This window comes from Corynebacterium sp. MSK218 (assembly GCF_030232655.1).
Lineage (GTDB): Bacteria > Actinomycetota > Actinomycetes > Mycobacteriales > Mycobacteriaceae > Corynebacterium.
In genome coordinates this window covers 226025-243797 of sequence record NZ_JASPGN010000002.1, presented here as the reverse complement: position 1 = coordinate 243797, position 17773 = coordinate 226025, and the positions used below count along the sequence as shown (strand labels likewise).

Sequence of the window (17773 nt, the reverse complement as noted above, 5' to 3'; positions counted from 1 at the left end):
CTTCTATTTATTCTAATGATTTTCGCGACTTTCTGGTGATTGGATGGATCGAAGCCCGTGTCCTCGTTGAGGCTTACAGCGATGCGTTCCGCACCATAGAACCCATACTCATCATCGAAGATGGTATTAATTCTTGCACAAAATTCGACGCAAAACACATCGGCGGACTGCTTTTCGGTAGATATTTAGCCATTTGGAGGACGGGGAGCGATTGAGCTTTAAAACGTTCACATCCGTGGGAGCCGAGTATTCGGTTCGGTGGTCAAAGACAGACTGGATGCGGATTTCCCACGTGCATCTCTAAGCAAGACACTTCACGGCCGTGCGCAGGAAATCGCGTTCTACACACAACTTCGCGTTCTCCTTTTTCTAACTGACGGATCCCTCCATAATTAGCCATTGCCTGTGACGCATCGCGCATGGCCTTCGTGCGGGCACGTTTGCCGAGGCCGCACTGCTTACGGCGGGATGCTTCAAAAGTGGGGAACGATTGACTCCTAGCCCTGCTAGAGCCGCGTGAAGTGAGAGACCCACATTGTTCTCGCAGAGGATACAGCATCACGTTAGAACTGTTCGGAGTACCTAGGCATGGCGGTAGATTACCTATCTTTCCACCCCAACTGGACTGAATATCGGGTGTCTACCTAACACGGGTCAGGCCCTAGCTTGCACCGCCAGCACCCGAGATCCCCCTTAAACCCCCAATCGCTAATTGATACAAGTCTAATTGCATACTTTTCCTTATCCTGCTTGACAAGAAACAACACTCTAAAACGCTACTTGATACGAATCGCTAACTAATTCGCAGGTGTTTTTAGTCATCCCAGAAACCGTTAGCGAAACATTCTCAGCTATCTCCTGGATCGGACCCCGTCTTGGACCAAACGTCGACAGTCCAATTCGCAATCCGCCCTCCAACCACTGAGCAATTCCTCCCAGATCAAACTTCACATCGTCGCCAGCCTTAGCTTCTGGAAGGTATCGAAAAGCGCCCTCAAAAGCTGTGGAATAGTTCCAATTCCCAAACTTACGGGCCCCCGGGAGATAAACGACCATAGACCGAGAATCAAGATGGGTTTTCAGGTTCCCTAACGACAGATAGATCTTTTGAACATCAAAATCGCACATTACATCGAAAATTATTTTCTCATTTTCAAGCGTTAGCATTGTACACCTCCAAGTTAATTCCAACGGTAAAAAAGGCCTGCTTTACCAATTGAATATGTTCTCCATCTACATCAAGATCGGAATATACCTTAATCTTTCGCGCGGATAGATCTTCCGAATACATTAAGGCTAGGGCCAAAATCGAATTCAGACTGTCCTTGCTACTCGATTGACTTTCAATCAACCACAAGTTGGAAGGAACGATCCTAAATTGAGGTGATGACCAATACCCACGAATACCGTCATTCGGGACAAGGGCGAGAGCGGTTTGCCGAATACCTCCCATCTCTGAACAAGAACTCGTCACGAACTTCTCGGCCGCAGCGAGGTTTGGGAGCGACCCGACGTGCAGTGTCGAACCACCCTGCTGGATATCAGTCGGTCTGAAGTCGATACAGTTGGAGTCGATGAAAACTTCGCCTTGCGGTAGCAAATCGCGGATGATGGATGCAGTTAACGGCGTAATCTTGGAATCAAAGGTTAGTTTTCCGGAAACCGATTCCAGAAAAGCAAGCGCCGAAGCAAGCCCTCTCCTTCCACCACTAAACCAAGTGGGCGCCAACTGCGTAAAAAGGAAATCAACCCTCGGATATCCGTCTTGCTCCTCTGGATTACCCTTAAATCCACATCGCTGAAACTCGTCCTGCTCAAAAGATACACGCATTCTATTCTTCTCCTACTAGGAACTCTGCCATCGCATTTTCACTAAAATTAGCGCCCGAAGAAGAGAGCTCAACTCTCTTCTCGTCTACAAGCCTTTCTTTACCCAAGGCGTTTTCCACGGTTCTTACAGTAACGTCAACCGGCCTTTCCGACTTGCCAATCCTCCGCCAGGGAATCGAAGCAGAAAACTCCGGATGAGTAGGAACATACTTCTTGTGGGTCAACTTTTCAGTCGGCTCCAACACACTGACCGAGTATTTCAACCCCCGCTGCGCCAACCGCGCCATAGTCATCCACGAACCACCTACACGATACTTTCCATACAAAAAGTTCCGACCATGGCGCACTTCCACACCCTGCGAGTATCCTTCCAAAGTCTTCACAAAATCTGACGACTTCTCATCCCATACAACTACATCAACCTCACGACGAACCAAGGAATCCGGAAGATACGGAATAAAAACTGACTCATACAGCGTAGCGCGATTCTTTGGAGCAGACTTCGTCGATTTTTCCACCAACGCCTGCCACTCACTGCGCCGATACCCAGACCACAGCCACGTCTTATCAAGAACAGCGCCGAAACCTTGGAACTGTTGATCACGATTACTAACTTGTCCCTCATGCACGCGTCTCAATATATGAGGCCGACCCGTATGGACTAAACGCACGCCTGACGTCAGCATTCTCAAAGCTCGATTATTATCGACCGCAGAAGTAAACGATTCATCATAGGAAAATGAATTAAAAACACTTCGCCTGATCATCCATGTTGGATGACCCGAAAAACCACCCTTCGCAAATGCACCTTCAAGCGTCGGCAGCGGATCATCCCAGGAAAGAACCTCCCCCGACTCATCATAAAAAGTAACGAACCCCCCAACACAACCATCAACACCGCCAGCAATAGCGGACAATGAGACCTCAAAACGATCCGGCAAGCAAATATCGTCATCATCCATGACCGCTAAAAACTCACCGCGCGCCCGCGCCCCACCAATATTCCTAGCTGCCGAAATACCTCGAGGCTCGGGAAGCCCAATATAAACAATACGAGAATCCGCGAACTCTCGAACCACCGCTTCAGTCGCATCCAGCTGTCCATCGTCCACCACAATCACCTCAAACGACTGAACCGACTGACACAAAATCGAAGCAATTGCCTCACGCAAAAACTCGGAACGCCCAGCCGTGGCAATAACCACCGAAACCAAAGGAGCCTCGCCACCACGCCAACCCGAAACATTGCGGACGACAGAACGATCATTTTCGAAGAGCTGGCGATTTCTACTATATGCTCTTGCAACAGCTGGGTTTTCTTTAGCGACTACCTTGCCAACCGGTTTGTGCCATACATGATATACGGGACAGGTTGCAAAGTCTGCCCAAATCGTTTTGGTTCCCGACTTTCTTAGCCGAGAGGTAAAGTCGTTATCTTCGTATCCATAGATTGACATGCGCTCATCGTAACCACCCAGCTTGCGCCAATCCCTCTTACTAAACAAACAAATACCATCACCCCATCTCGGATTGATGTCAGACCATGGCTGCAGCGAAGAAGGGTTTAGGTCACTGAGTGTTAATAGCTCGTCAGGTGTGTCTTGTCGCAAATATCTGACATCGAAGGCAACAGCAGCGCTATGAAGCTCAGAAATTCTATAACCATTTCCAATAGCGTGCTTCGTCCAAACCAGATCGGCGTCGGACACCAGTATCCGTTCAGTTGTAGCTTGTTCGATGCCGATATTGACTGCTTCTGACTTGTTCCATACGCCGGATTCAACATAAATCAAATCAACGTCTTCCATATCGGAGACCGCTCCTGATGCCACCTCCGGATTTTCACTGCCAAAATCCACCACAATAATGGCAGGTTTTAGAGATCCCGCCAAAATAGACTTGCATGCGCGACGCAAACGCATCCCATCTCGGTTCCTAAAAGGAATTACAACCGTCAAATTGCACATCATTCTTCTCCTACTAGGAACTCTGCCATCGCATTTTCACTAAAATTAGCGCCCGAAGAAGAGAGCTCAACTCTCTTCTCGTCTACAAGCCTTTCTTTACCCAAGGCGTTTTCCACGGTTCTTACAGTAACGTCAACCGGCCTTTCCGACTTGCCAATCCTCCGCCAGGGAATCGAAGCAGAAAACTCCGGATGAGTAGGAACATACTTCTTGTGGGTCAACTTTTCAGTCGGCTCCAACACACTGACCGAGTATTTCAACCCCCGCTGCGCCAACCGCGCCATAGTCATCCACGAACCACCTACACGATACTTTCCATACAAAAAGTTCCGACCATGGCGCACTTCCACACCCTGCGAGTATCCTTCCAAAGTCTTCACAAAATCTGACGACTTCTCATCCCATACAACTACATCAACCTCACGACGAACCAAGGAATCCGGAAGATACGGAATAAAAACTGACTCATACAGCGTAGCGCGATTCTTTGGAGCAGACTTCGTCGATTTTTCCACCAACGCCTGCCACTCACTGCGCCGATACCCAGACCACAGCCACGTCTTATCAAGAACAGCGCCGAAACCTTGGAACTGTTGATCACGATTACTAACTTGTCCCTCATGCACGCGTCTCAATATATGAGGCCGACCCGTATGGACTAAACGCACGCCTGACGTCAGCATTCTCAAAGCTCGATTATTATCGACCGCAGAAGTAAACGATTCATCATAGGAAAATGAATTAAAAACACTTCGCCTGATCATCCATGTTGGATGACCCGAAAAACCACCCTTCGCAAATGCACCTTCAAGCGTCGGCAGCGGATCATCCCAGGAAAGAACCTCCCCCGACTCATCATAAAAAGTAACGAACCCCCCAACACAACCATCAACACCGCCAGCAATAGCGGACAATGAGACCTCAAAACGATCCGGCAAGCAAATATCGTCATCATCCATGACCGCTAAAAACTCACCGCGCGCCCGCGCCCCACCAATATTCCTAGCTGCCGAAATACCTCGAGGCTCGGGAAGCCCAATATAAACAATACGAGAATCCGCGAACTCTCGAACCACCGCTTCAGTCGCATCCAGCTGTCCATCGTCCACCACAATCACCTCAAACGACTGAACCGACTGACACAAAATCGAAGCAATTGCCTCACGCAAAAACTCGGAACGCCCAGCCGTGGCAATAACCACCGAAACCAAAGGAGCCTCGCCACCACGCCAACCCGAAACATTGCGGACGACAGAACGATCATGCCTCCAAACGTTTCGATTGCGTTCCAACGCGCGATTAAAAGGTCCCTGCAGTGAAACCTTATCTAGACGTGGATGCCACACATGATAAATTCGAGATTTCATCGGCTCCGACCAAATGAATTTCGCCCCAGCCAACTGAGCTCGACGGCAAAAGTCCATGTCTTCGACGCCGTAAACGCTCAAGCGTTCGTCATATCCACCTATCTCCTGCCAAACCTTGCGTTGGAACAATAGGATTCCGTTTCCCCAGGTAGAGTGGATTGTGGCCGATGCTTCCAGCTCTTCCCAAGAGCGAACTTCGCCGTCCTCCAGGATCATTTCTGTCATATCCGGCGGGAGGTCGCGAGACTGAAAAGCCAGGACCTTACGTTGGCTTTTTTCAATGCGCATTATTGAGAACGCGTTTCTGATGGCATCAGGATGCCAAACAATGTCGATGTCTGCGCATAAAACCAACTCTCCTGAGGATTGTGAAATGGCCGCGTTCAGACAATGCGGTTTGTTCCAGTAACTCGCTTCTTGCCTGATATATGCTGCACCCAATATATTTGCAACTTTTTTAATCTCACTACCGTTATCTGAACCATAGTCGGATACAACCAGGGTGATATCGAAATCACCACTACACGCCAATAGGCTCTTACCCGATGCGAAGACCCGCTCCGCGGATCGGTTTCTTACCGGCAGAACTGCTACAAGTGTCGGGCGCACTTATACCTACTTTCTAGGGGCTGTTGAGACCTCTGCATTGTAGCAGGAGCCATTTGACCACACAGCCTTTACTGATATAGGTCCGCCTTTCGCACAGCCTTCCCCTTCGCTAGAAGGTTAATTGGTGGGTTTTTGCTTAATACATCGGGCCCATCTGTCATTCGCACGTACCCGTGCAGTTTCAATATGTTCGGGTTGAACACGTTTTTAGAACCGTCGAATCTCTATCAAGGTGCTTCCGCTGTACGACCGGCCTTTCTCCAATATGGGGCGCACACGAACCTTTAAAACTGATATACCTTTTCGAGAAGCTTAGCCGCGGGAGCAATGCTAAGCAATGCTAAGCCCCAATACCTTCAATTTTGACTTTTAGTCGTGCGGCTCCTTCGTTTGATTTTATCTGCCTCCAAGTAGCTGCTCCCATTGGGGAAGCACCTTCACCGTATCCCACCTATCCGCATAGGTTTTGGCTTCAGAGCTCGCCTCATCGAAGTCAGAGTCATCTTGCAATTCAAGGATTTTCCTAGCGGCTTCATCGCTGCTCTTCTGTAGTGCGCTAGCCCCAAAAATTCCGAGTGCCCCCAAACGCTCCCAGACAATCGGAATCGCTCCGCTACTCATACCTTCAGCGGTGGCGAGGTGAAAGCTTTCAAGCTCACTCGGTGAAAGGATAAACCCTATGCTTCGGAACCAACTTGCAACGTCAGCACCGAATCCATCAAAGACTACATGCTGAGAAAGCATAGAATTTTTCGCTATACGCGCGAAAAAATCCAGGTAAAGTTGCTTTTCCACCGGGTCCGTCCAAACGTGAGGATAATCCCAAGGCATCCTTCCTTTAATCCTCAGCACATAACGTGGATCTACCATGATCAGTCGTTCGAGTAAATCAAGCGCTCGGTCTGGACGTTTAAGAAACGGAACCATGCCCACTAAACCGAGTGTGAATCGAGCGTTACGAGTTTTCGGCCGATCAAAGTCGCAAAGATCCACAGTGTTAGAAAAGACCACAGTCTTGCTTATGTCTAGTCCAAACTTTGCAACCGCTTCATTACGGACCCAATCCGAGACGAACACCAACTTGTCTACTTTGTCCCACGCAACGTGGTCCATCCACGGACCATTGAGCTCAAATCTATGAAGCCTAGAGATAAGTCTCGTTCCCTCGGGAATGTGCTTCGAGTACCACGCCAGTGAGGGTCCCGCCCATTCACAAAAAACTGTGTCGGCCCATTCTGCGAGTTGCTTGCTGTTTTCCTCATTATGGGTGTGAAGCGTAGCCCATTTATCTTGCTGCACGTCGAACGATGGATTTCGGGTGAGGAAATCCATCAACTCCCCCATGAATTTGAGATCGTGAGACGCCACCACCACCCGCTGCGGCCGATCTCCTTTCAATGCATCCGACGTGAATAGTGCGCCCGCTCGTCCAAAATAAGACACAAACCTTTCGCGAGCTTTACTCATCGAGAAATACCCACTCGCGAGGGCCGCCTTTTGACGCGCCGCTTCTACCCTCGGTAAGCCCGCAGAGATCTTCTTCGCCACGGACTCAATAGTGTCATCGGCACGAACAAAGAATGGATAGTTTTCGCCCCAGAGTAGTCGATGGTCCTCAGTTTCGTTGACGATTGGTGCTGCACCGGCCGCACCATACTCAAGGGCCTTGGTTGAGACTTCCAGGCTCGAGTCCAATTCTGCCGTGCGCCAACCAAAGCCAAGGTCGGCCTCCATAATCTCCTTGATCGACTCGGTTCGGGGAAGCGCTCCCAGCCACGTCACACCACTGTCAGGATCAGCATGTGCCTTCTCTAGCGCGTCTCGCATTCTTCCGACCCATTGAGGGTCATCCTTTGCCCTATTGAATTTCGCCCCCACCACATTGAGATGCGCCTCAATATCGAGTTCCTTCAACTTCCGCGGAAGCTCTAACATTTCAAGCGTTCGCCACTCACGAGCCAGCTTTCCTGCGTACACAATTTTGATAGCACCTTGCTCTGTGGTCTTAGGATTTTTCTCGGCATTAAACGCATAGTCCGGAATCATCGGTGGGATAAGAAGAACTCTTCCAGCAGCTTGTGGAACCAAGGCTTCCCAATACGAGCGTGCGGCTTCAGTTTGGGCAAAAATTCGACGAGAATTCTCGGCGATGTGCCTCAGCCGCTGCACATTAGTATCGGACAGCTTCTTCGGGGGAAAGGGAAGGTCTGTGACATAGGACCACAGCACCGGCGAGATTCTCTCGTTCAAGCTGAAATCGTAGGCTGCTTGGAAGCCTCTCACTACGACAGCGGTTGAACGGGTCTCCTCAAGGAGCTTCTCCACCAATTCCGCCGCAGCCGTTGTATTAAGTGCTGCGTCGTCTGCAATGCCTTCGGGAGCATGAATGTGAATGTTTGCAATCCCATCGACTGCGCCAAGCAACGTACGGTTTTGAGGATGGTTTTTTAGCTGAATGTGGACCTCATCAAACACCCCGGAAAGCACTTCAGAAACCGACATCAGCCAGATGGAGGAGCCATCAATAACGTTTGGACTTACGTCACCGTAGACCACAACTGAGCTCATTACATCCTCTCCTCTTCTGTACCACTGAGTTCCGTCACGTCGCGCAGCAATGCTTTAAACACCGGTGCATTAATATCATCTTCCCAACCCCATGAAGAGGCGTTCTTCGATAACACTACTGTCGCACGTTGGCGAAGCTCTTCGCTGAAATGATTCGAAGTTTCACTAGGGCAGACGATAACGACGGTTCCATTTTCTTCTGCTTTCTTCATGTGATCTAGTAACTGGAGAAAACTCGCCGTTTTCTGCGTAGACAACAGACCTGCCCATACACCTCGCTCAAATTGGTCCTCTTCAATTACGAGGTAACTTGCATTGCTTGATGGTTTTCCAATTAGGTGAGGCGCTGAGATTCGCTCTACTTCTGCCAGATCATTCAAGGAATCTGCACACCGCTGCGAACCGATAAGCTCGATACGTCGAATCCACTTTTCAGAATGCGCCTTCATCAGTGCACGCAGAACGTCGGAGCTATCGCCATCCATAGTCTGTTCAGCTGCCACACGCCCAGCTGTATGCGCGTCAGGGCGCCCTACGATGTGCGATGCCGGAATTGTGTGAGGTGCAAAGACGCTTTGTACAAGGCCCCCTTCTTCACCAGTCTTTCCAGACAGTTCTCCTGTCAGGGACGACAGCGGCTCCCGCTCAGCACGCCGATTCTGTTCTTGGGTAGCTACAGAAATACTCTGAAGCTGTTTCTCTAGGCGCGAACTCCGTCGTAGAGCTTCTTTGGTGAGACCCTCCGACTTTTTACGTGCGGAAATCGACATCACTGAAAAGATAAAACCAACGATGACTGCACTAGCCAAGAGCGTTCTGTTAATAGCGCTGCTGTTCACTACAATTGCGCCGATAAGCAGTACAGCAGCCAAGGCCGCAATGATAATTAGTCCTCTACCGCGGCGAAAGTAATCAAGGCTCATGAAAGTCATTCCTTCAAACGATCTCTTGCTTAACGTATGGACAGATTTCAGACAATTCACCCAGTTTTTGGTGGCTAAGATTCAGATGGGGTTTTCGAGAATCACCATTGGGGGCCGATAATCGGCCGTGACTTCTGCGAGAAAGTCGTGCGCAGGCTGCTTATCTTCCCGACCCATGAGTTTTGCCCATTCGTGATATTGTCCCGCCACTGTATCCGTTGAGCCATCCGCGATGATGCGCCCATTTGAGATCCAGATCGCTCGGTTGCAGTTGTTCTCAATTTCCTTGATAGCGTGCGAAACCAAGAACAGGTTTCCGGCGCGCTCAAGGAGCTCGCGCATTCGGGCACTGGCCTTGGCGCCGAAAGCGGCATCACCAGTGGACAGGGCTTCATCAATCATCAGGATATCTGGTCTCACTGCTGTCGAAATTGCGAAAGACAAGCGAGCTGACATACCGGACGAATAGGTCTTCATCGGTCGTTTGATCGCATCACCGAGTTCGGTCCACTCCGCGATCTCAGGAATTTGTGCCCTTGCGTCGGACGGACTCATTCCCAGTGCCAAGCACCCCAGGTAGATATTGTGCTCCCCGGACAGATCTGGCTGAAGAGCCGGGGACACACCCATAAGCGTAGGTTGAGAGCGCGTCAGAATCCTCCCCGATGTTGGAGCTAAGCCTCCGGCAATCATGCTCAACAGAGTCGATTTTCCTGAGCCATTGAGGCCAATAATGCCGATCGATTCACCAGGTAGCGCGATGAGCGAAGCATTAACGATTGCATCAACGACAGTTTTCCCGCGACTCACGCGAGTCATACTCGCATCAGAGGAGCGGCCCTGACTAATCACGTAGCGCTTGGACACGTTGTCTACGACAACGTTCGCTCGCTCCACGTAATTGATATCGAGGTCAGATTGCGACTGCGCTGGTGGTCCGGCAACAGATGGTTCTTCTATGTGGCTCCCCGACGATTGCTCCTTGTTTTTCTCATCAGTGTCCTTCTTTTTCGTATCGAGGTACTCCCCAGGTGCTGCAGGCAACTTAGACGAGTCGAACATACTTATCCTCCGCCCTCCAGAAGAAGATAAAACCAAGCACAAAGGCTCCTACGCTCCAAGCCACAAGCTCTCCCCACGTCGCGAGACTAGGTACGGTGCGATAAATCGAAGCATCACGCACTGCAGTAAGAAAGATGTAGCACGGATTGGCCGACATGACCTGGTGAACAGCTGAATGCTCGGCGAACCTATCGATGGAAAACATCACACCGGATAAGAAGAAGAGTCCACGACTCACAAGGCCCAAAATGGTTTTTGCTTCAGGAATCTGGGCTGTAAGGCGCGCCGTGATCAGCATGAGCCCACACCCAAAAATGTGGATCAGCACAAACAGCGGAACTACGAGTATCAATGTCCATGAGGGCCACGTTCCCCACTGGAAAAGGAAAGCCGCTAACAGCGCCACGATGGCGGGTAAGACGTTATCGATCATCGACCGTAGAGTCGTCGAAAAAGGGATAGATGCACGTGGAAACTGGAACGCGCGGATCATGGAGCGCGAGGATTGCATGAGGCTGATGCCAGAATTCATCAGCCCCGTCATCATCGACATAAAGATAATGCCGATAAAGAGAAAGCCGATGAAATTCTCAATACCCCTGGAGGTTTTCAAGAGCATGCCGAAAAGGAACCCGTACAGAGCTACATCAAAGAGCGGGTTGAGAACGAGCCACAACTGCCACAGACGGTAATCACGCGTGGTTCGCAATGCCTTCGCTCGTGCATCCGCAGTAATGAAGAAACGGCGTGCCCACAGCTGCGAAATGTACTCACGTAGAGTCGGGCGAGTAGCCAAGGGGTGCAGCCCCTCTGGGTTTACTATCTGCACCCGGCCCTCATGCCGGGCAACCTGGGCATTGAGCTCTTCAACTCCACGTTGTGCAGTTTTGGAGCTTCGCCATTTATGGCGTGCCACATGCATCAGCCCTTCCATTCCTTCATCGGTTTTCGAGTGATATGACACTAGTGTGTCCACTCTCGGCCTATCAAAGGATAGCGCCTACTTCACGCAGACCGAGTTTTACTAACGAGTATTCTACTCAGACTTCCCAAGAAGTTCGTCTAGCACCCTGCCTACCTGAGCAGAATCACCCGAAGCCGTGCAGTACGTCAACGGTAACTTAGATAGCGGCGAGTCTTCGACCACGATGCCCCACACGGCTGTTCCGCTCCCGGCGTAATCGGCGTATTTCGAGGGCAAGAATGGATTGACACTGAATGCTGAGCCTTTTGTATCGGTGTCATTGACCACCAAGGCGTCAAAATTCGTGGAAACGTTAAGAAACTCCAGATAGCGAACGTAACCGTTGACCCGTACATTCGCAGCCGCCGGACTCCCCCAAAACTGCCGCTTCAGCTTTTCCGGGTTCGAGGTGAAGATGTGCAGGACAAACTTCTCGCGTTGTCGATGTTCCGCAAGTGCGGTCATGACATCTCCTATTCCGCGATTGGCGTAGAAATTTCCGAAGTAAGCGATATTGATGCGTTCCGGATCGAGGGTATAGTCCGACTCCACCAACTGATACATTTCCGCAGTCGGGACTGCATGGTGACGGATCGTCGATTTCTCGCGAACGAAAAATTGAAATTCCTCCGGGTAGCGCTGCAGCATCACCTGCCGTTGATTGGCATTGGTGAAAATCACCTCATCTGCATAAAGAAGGGTGACCAGCTCGGTGAGCTCGAAGTGAGTTGTGTACGAGAGTCCCGGCCAGTCAGAGCGCTCGACCATGTTCCGCAGTTGATGAGTTGTGATACCCCTCGTTAGCTCGCCCGGACGGGGCGTGCCGTCCACACCGACGCTCAAAGGATCGGAGAATTCTGCTTCCCATCGCGTCCCCGGGTGCTTGTCTTTGAACAGCGCAGCGGCGACGTGGGAGCCAGACCATAGAGCGCGGGAGTACATCGACTCATAGTCGTCCTGTTTTCTAGCCCGTTTGCTTGCTTTGCGTGCCGCCTGGCGTGCGTAGGAGCAAATCGCTCCCCAATGCGCGAAGGAGGGCACGACATCGATCTCCTCGGCATGGATCAGGTAGGGATCGACAATCAACCTGGTTGAATCATCACGTCCGCGAACGCGCTGCATATTGGCATAGAAGACGTCAACAAGCTCTGCCTCATTCCTGATCACCTTCGCCGTCACATTGGCTGAGGTGTCAGCATAAGGAGGGAAGCAATATGAAAATACCAGGCGGCTGGCTCTGTCCTGCCGGAGGTTCTCCCAATTCAAACCTGGAACGCCGACATCTATGGCGGTGTCAATTGCGCGCTGCACCTCGCCCGGGTGTGCTGTGAGATAGTTCTCCACGAAGCCGAACTGGGCTTGCTCAAGCTTTTCTAGTGCGCGCTGCTTGCTGTCTGCTTCCTTGATGTCTCGAAGCTTGGCAATGCATTCCAAGCGCTGCACCACGTTGAAATCGAAGCTCTCTCGTTGGCGTGAAACCGAGTCGGGGCGAATTGAGCGCACGTAGGCAGCCTCCTGCCCCGCCTTTGGGGTGTGAAGAAGCAGTCCTGGGTAGCTGAGAAAGTTCGCGAAATACGCCACATCCTCGCCAGAGCGGAGTGACTCATCGTAGCGGTAGCGCTGGGCTAGTGCTGTCGGAATGATTTTGCTGGCATTGAAGCCAAGCGCCCACGGCGCGGTGGCAACTGGGACCGCCGTACCGCGCAACGTCGCGATGCGGGCGTTGAGGGAGTTGTCCTGAGTAGACGCTCCGTCGGTGGTGTCGACGATGGGCAAGAGAGTGATAGCGCCGTCGTCGGCCTTCTCAAGGCCAGTTTCGAGATAGTTTGGTTGAACGGTGTCATCGTCATCGAGAAAGGTGATGAAGCGGCGGCTTGCGGAGGCGATTCCAAGGTTGCGGGCGCGTCCGGCACCGGGAGCCAGGCTGCACAGCACTCGAATGTTTAGCTCAGGGAAGCGGGCCGCCAGGCTTTCATGCGACGTGATCTGCCTAGCCTCTTTGTCTGCAACAGAAACTCCTGTGCCGTTGAGGATGACGAGGACCTCGATGAGGTCTTTTCTCAAGCTTTGCTCCGCAAGGGAGGCAAGAGCCGAACCGAGGTTTGTGGCTGCAATGTCCCCTGTCATCTCTGCTGCGTCGGCGACAAAGGATGGGATGACCACGGATATGCCAGGCAGGAGGTTGTTCATCGGATCTTCTCCAGAATCTTGTACAGCATGATCACCGCGGAACCCGGGAGGTACTTCTTGAGTGGCTTAGCCAATGGGGTGATACGAGAGATCACAAGGCTTCTCAATGACATCTCAGGGGCAACGACGTCGGGGGATTCCTTGAATTCGACCGGAGCTGTAGCAGCCTTAAGCCCCTGCACCCAGTCCTCGCATGAGCGGTCGTGCTCGGAAGCAGGACCGATGCAAACCTGTATCCAGTTCTCGGTGAGACGGCTACCTGTAATCGACAGATCGTGACTGTCTTGTGCCAGCGCTATCTGCTGGAGCCGCTCCGTATCCGCCCGCGGGGCCCAATACTCAATGTGGTGACTCTTCGCCGCATAATCGCGGAGGATGAGCAAAGCCTCATTAGCATCGGTATCGACGAGAACGAGCGGGAGCTCAGCGACATCAGCGAGTTGTTCCGCGGCAAAGCAGAACGTCACTGGGGATGTAGCCGGTGGGAAAGAAAAAGGTTGTTCGGAGGACTCCAACAACATGGCATAGGCGGAATCCAACGGCTGAAACCCGTCAAGAGAAGATATGCGCATCGGTGAACCTATTCTCCTGGCCTATGGCTCTTCGTGCTGGTTGTTCACGGCATAGACGATGTCCAGGAATACCTCGGGGACAACCTCATCGCGCTGGGTGGCGACCCACTCGCGCCCAGAAGGGGAAACGGTGAGTTTCGAGCGGTCGTCGATAAGCGCTGCCCATGCCGCAGCGAGTGCTTCCGGGTTCTCCGGAGGAACAACGACGCCCGCGCCGAGCTCTTCAATGAGACGTGCTGCCTCGCCCTGGACCACCGCAGTGGTGTGAACGCCCAACGACATCAGCTCGTAGGTCTTCGATGGAACCGTGCGGTTGAGCGGTTCCCAATCAGTCAAGTGCACTAAGGCAGTATCGGCCCACTCGTAGATGCTCTGAAGCTCATCGGCTGGGACTCGATGCTCAATGGTTGCGTTGATATCCAGGGATTCAATCGTGGCCTTAGTGGCGTGCCAGGTTGCTCCATCGCCTACGATGCGCAGGTTGATGTCGTAACCGCGGTCTTGTGCAATCTTGACTGCCTTCACCGCATTGTCGATCTTCTGCGCGCGTCCCACCGTTCCGGCGTAGAGGATCTTCAGTTCTTTGGAAGACTGCTGTCCTTTGTCGCTGGCGAGGAACTCGGTCTTGGGCGGAAAGACGTTACGCACCGTCCGGATGCGACGAGCACCCGCCGCTCCCCTACGGGCATCGTCTTGTTCCATGTGCTCGGTGAGATCCTGTGAGGTTGTCATGATGCCATCAGCGTGGTGCAGGGCATGGTTCATGGCGCACTCAGTGAGTGCCGTGAGCAGTTGGAAGGGCCCCTTGGTCAGGATAATCTCACGAATAGAGCGTTTGCCCGTTCCTGAATTCCAGTCGCCTTTTTCTTTCAGCAGCTCCGGCCACGCATCACGGAGATCGATGATGTAGGGCGTGTGGAGAATTCTGGCAACGAACTGCGTAACGACAGCCGTGGGAAGAGCCGGGACGGTGCCAATAACCAGGTCTGGATTGAAATTCTTGAGCTGCTTGCGCTTGGTCACTTGCATGAACAACATTGAGCCAGCTACTGAGGCTTGGTTGAGAATGCGGTGCGTCAGTGAGGGGCCGGCTGGAAAGAAACCAGAGCGCAGAATCTTCTCGCCGGACTTCCCAGTTTCTAACTCGTTCGCGCCGAGGATGTTCTTCCGCGAGAACCACTGCTTAAGCCCGAGGCGGCGCTGATAATGCGGTGGTGGAGCAATGACGAGGACTTCATGCCCGGCCTGGACAAGGATTTTGGACAACCATGACCAGCGGCGCTGCGGAACTCCATTCTCGGGAGCCCAGTATTGAGAGAGAACGAGAATCCTCACGCTTCGTGCTGCCTCCTGGCTTTCAAGTGATGGTGAGTGGCTAGTCTAACCGCTTAATTTAGCGCCAAATGCCCTTGGTATCGATGACAGTCTTGCCGTCGAGTAGAGATTGATCAAGATCGACGAACTGTCGGTGGTTGACCAGAAGAAGAATGACGTCGGCAACCGCAATGGCTTCCTCTGTATCCTGCTTTGTCAGGTTTGAAAGGTTGCTCAGCACCGGTGGCAATGTCTCCACATTGGGCTCGACAATGCGGATATCTAGCTGCGGGTTATCAACGCCGAGGCGTTTGACGATTTCGAGGGACGGCGATTCACGCAGGTCATCGATATCGTTCTTGAAGGCGATACCGAGGGCCGCAACGACGGGATTATCCTTGCCTTCAAGGGCCTTGAGAACTTGGTCGATGACCCACTGCGGTTTTCCATCATTGACGTTGCGCGCCGTGTGGATGAGTTTTGCTTCTTCGGGTGCAGCGGAGACGATGAACCACGGGTCGACGGCGATGCAGTGTCCGCCCACGCCCGGCCCGGGCTGCAAGATGTTGACGCGGGGGTGGTGATTGGCCAGCTCGATGAGCTCCCAGACATCGATTCCAAGGCGGTCACAGATCAGGGAAAGCTCGTTAGCAAAGGCAATATTGACATCGCGGAAGGAATTTTCCGTAAGCTTTGCCATCTCAGCGGTCGTAGCGTTGGTGAGAAGCAGGTCTGCGGTGCAGAAGGTGGCGTAGAGGTCTCGAGCGAGCTGGGCGCCCTTCGGGGTCAGGCCGCCGATGACGCGGTCATTGTTCTCCATCTCCTCCATGATCTTGCCGGGAAGAACGCGCTCTGGGCAGTGGGCGACAAAGATGGCATTCTCATCCTCGTCATTGAGGGACAGGTCAGGGCGCAGCTCAATGAGATGCTCGGCCATATCCTCCGTGGTCCCTGGAGGTGAGGTGGACTCGAGCACTACAAGTGCTCCGGGTTTCAGGTAAGGAGCAAGCGCTTCGGATGCCGCACGAATGTACTTGGTGTCTACGCTGTGGTCCTCACGGAATGGAGTGGGAACACAAACAATGTAGGCATCGGCATCGATCTGTTCCGTCTGGGCCGATAGAGTTCCCTCCTCGACGACTCGTGCAAGCAGCTCCCCGAAGCCTGGTTCAAAGAAAGGCACCGTGCCGGCGTTGATGCTGTCCACGGCATCCTGATTCACGTCGATGCCGACTACGGGGATTCCCTTGGAAGCTATGAACGCGGCGGTGGGGAGGCCGATGTAGCCAAGGCCAACGACGCTGACCTTGCCAAAGGCACGGGAATCGGTTTTGTTCGGAACCATGTCCGCCTTTCTATTAAATCGCTGCCAATTACGGTAGCACGGTGACGGTTACCTGCTTGCGGTCGAATGGGCCGATGTCGGTGTTTTGTCTCAGCCCATACTTCATTCCTGGATCCCCTGAGTGAGCGTTTCCCAAGTGTGTAGTGTGTGCGACTACAGTAGGCAGCTATGGCACTCAGGAGAAACTACGCGCGCTACGGCGCTTCAACGACTTTTTTCGACTCTGTCGAGGAGTTTCTCAATTCATCCGTGCCCGCCAGCTCTTCCGAGGAAGCTGAGGCCATTTCGATTCGCTACGGCGCTGCATTCATGGATGTGCTCGTTGAGGATCGCGGCGCCGATACCACGATCGTGTTGTTTCACGCGGCGATCAACCTGGCGCAGACAACTCTCCCGGTCTTCATTGGGAGGCAGATGGTTGAAGGCGTTGACGCGAACATGGTGTACATCTCCGATCCATCACTCGACCGAGGCACAAATATTGGTTGGTTCACAGGGGATGAGACGCGACCATTTCAGGAAGACCTCACTTCCTGCCTGACTCATATTTTCGCTAGCTTTTACCCTGATGTGCCTATCGAGGACCTGGGAAAGAAGGCAATCTTCTTCGGCGCATCAGCCGGTGGATTTGCCGCACTGTATTTCTCGCGTCGCTTTCCCGGTTCATTGGCCGTGGTGTCTAACCCCCAAACCCATATTGGGCGCTACTTAGAGCCGCAGGTAAAGGCGTACCGCAAGAAGTGTTGGAGTAGCCGAAAGCTTTCCGAGACCACCATGGCCTTCGATCTGGTTACTGAATACGGCAAAGGTTTCGATAACTACGTGGCTTACCTTCAGAACGAGGATGATGAGCTGCACTACACCCACCATTATCTACCTTGGTCCAAGGCAGTGGCTGAACGCACGCAGCAGTGGAGGCTTCTCCTCGGCGATTGGGGCGAAGGTCATGCCCCTGCTCCACAGATGCTTCTTACTGGCATTCTCGGCTACGCAGCATCGCTTGCTGGTGATTGGGAGCGACTCTTCGAGGATGAGGTGTTTGCCAACTCAGACTAGGGCCGC

General features: G+C 52.5%; 13 protein-coding genes. 1 reads left to right on the top strand and 12 read right to left on the bottom strand.

Going from position 1 to position 17773, the window contains the following annotated elements:
* Nucleotides 1–768 precede the first annotated feature (768 nt).
* The 12 genes from QP922_RS02805 to wecC all read right to left on the bottom strand — a co-directional run bounded on the left by QP922_RS02805 (nt 769) and on the right by wecC (nt 16711).
* The gene (locus QP922_RS02805) at nt 769–1167 is read right to left on the bottom strand and encodes a hypothetical protein (RefSeq protein ID WP_284807819.1); all 399 of its coding nucleotides are present in this window, start codon (nt 1165–1167) and stop codon (nt 769–771) included.
* Complete coding sequence (locus QP922_RS02800; RefSeq protein ID WP_284807818.1) at nt 1154–1831, bottom strand: hypothetical protein; 678 nt, start codon at nt 1829–1831, stop codon at nt 1154–1156. The genes QP922_RS02805 and QP922_RS02800 overlap by 14 nt, the downstream gene beginning before the upstream one ends.
* 1 nt (nt 1832) lies before the next feature.
* Nucleotides 1833–3797, bottom strand: a complete 1965-nt coding sequence (locus tag QP922_RS02795; protein ID WP_284807844.1) for a glycosyltransferase family 2 protein — start codon at nt 3795–3797, stop codon at nt 1833–1835.
* Complete coding sequence (locus tag QP922_RS02790) at nt 3797–5773, bottom strand: glycosyltransferase family 2 protein (RefSeq protein ID WP_284807817.1); 1977 nt, start codon at nt 5771–5773, stop codon at nt 3797–3799. Before QP922_RS02790 ends, QP922_RS02795 begins: the two co-directional genes overlap by 1 nt.
* 396 nt (nt 5774–6169) lie before the next feature.
* Complete coding sequence (locus tag QP922_RS02785) at nt 6170–8341, bottom strand: glycosyltransferase (protein ID WP_284807816.1); 2172 nt, start codon at nt 8339–8341, stop codon at nt 6170–6172.
* A complete protein-coding gene (locus tag QP922_RS02780) occupies nt 8341–9264 on the bottom strand; it encodes a hypothetical protein (RefSeq protein WP_284807815.1) in 924 nt (307 codons plus the stop codon). Before QP922_RS02780 ends, QP922_RS02785 begins: the two co-directional genes overlap by 1 nt.
* An 81-nt stretch (nt 9265–9345) precedes the next feature.
* On the bottom strand, nt 9346–10326 hold the full coding sequence (locus QP922_RS02775) for an ABC transporter ATP-binding protein (RefSeq protein WP_284807814.1): 981 nt from the start codon (nt 10324–10326) through the stop codon (nt 9346–9348).
* Entirely contained in the window at nt 10310–11290 is a 981-nt protein-coding gene (locus QP922_RS02770) for an ABC transporter permease (RefSeq protein ID WP_284807813.1), read from the bottom strand. The genes QP922_RS02775 and QP922_RS02770 overlap by 17 nt, the downstream gene beginning before the upstream one ends.
* Nucleotides 11291–11362: 72 nt before the next feature.
* Complete coding sequence (locus QP922_RS02765; RefSeq protein WP_284807812.1) at nt 11363–13480, bottom strand: glycosyltransferase; 2118 nt, start codon at nt 13478–13480, stop codon at nt 11363–11365.
* Entirely contained in the window at nt 13477–14052 is a 576-nt protein-coding gene (locus tag QP922_RS02760; RefSeq protein ID WP_284807811.1) for a hypothetical protein, read from the bottom strand. Before QP922_RS02760 ends, QP922_RS02765 begins: the two co-directional genes overlap by 4 nt.
* Before the next feature lie 21 nt (nt 14053–14073).
* Complete coding sequence (locus tag QP922_RS02755; protein WP_284807810.1) at nt 14074–15387, bottom strand: glycosyltransferase family 4 protein; 1314 nt, start codon at nt 15385–15387, stop codon at nt 14074–14076.
* Between the two features lie 58 nt (nt 15388–15445).
* Nucleotides 15446–16711, bottom strand: coding sequence for a UDP-N-acetyl-D-mannosamine dehydrogenase (gene wecC / locus QP922_RS02750; RefSeq protein ID WP_284807809.1), 1266 nt, complete (start codon nt 16709–16711; stop codon nt 15446–15448).
* Nucleotides 16712–16879: 168 nt separating this feature from the next.
* On the opposite strand from wecC, the gene QP922_RS02745 reads away from it, so the two are divergent.
* Nucleotides 16880–17767, top strand: coding sequence for a hypothetical protein (locus QP922_RS02745; protein ID WP_284807808.1), 888 nt, complete (start codon nt 16880–16882; stop codon nt 17765–17767).
* Nucleotides 17768–17773: the final 6 nt, after the last annotated feature.